Raw genomic sequence first — 433 nt, forward strand, 5'->3', positions numbered from 1 at the left:
ATGCGGAAGAACTCCGACCAACTGACCTCGGAGATGGACTTGCTCAACTTGCGATTCTTCTGCATGTTCTTCACCTGCAAGGTCTCGATGCCGATGACGTCGTGGTTTTTGACGATTTCGGTCGATACCTTGTGCAGGAAGTCGGTTCGCTTGTTGGCGATCTTCTCGTGGATGCGGGCGACCTTCCGCTTCTGCTTCTGATAGTTCTTCGCCTCGGAAAGTTTTCCGTTCTTGTCCAAGGCCAACCGTTGACGACGAGAAAGCTTGCGTTGCTCGCGCGCCAGCTTTTTCTCAAGCGAACGGAAGTAACGGTCGTTCTTGTACACCGTGCCGTCCGACAGGATGGCGAAGTGCTTCAATCCGACATCGACGCCGACGGATGAGCCCGTCTTCGGCATTTCGTTGCTCTCCTGCTCGACGAGCAGGGAGACGA

1 protein-coding gene is annotated in these 433 nt (G+C 55.0%); it reads right to left on the bottom strand.

Annotation, left to right across the window (positions count from 1 at the left end; genetic code table 11):
- The coding region (locus KNP94_RS15820; RefSeq protein ID WP_215115966.1) for an RNA-guided endonuclease TnpB family protein at positions 1-433 on the bottom strand (433 nt) is incomplete at both ends.

The organism is Exiguobacterium sp. s80 (assembly GCF_018618725.1).
Classification (GTDB): Bacteria; Bacillota; Bacilli; order Exiguobacteriales; family Exiguobacteriaceae; genus Exiguobacterium_A; species Exiguobacterium_A oxidotolerans.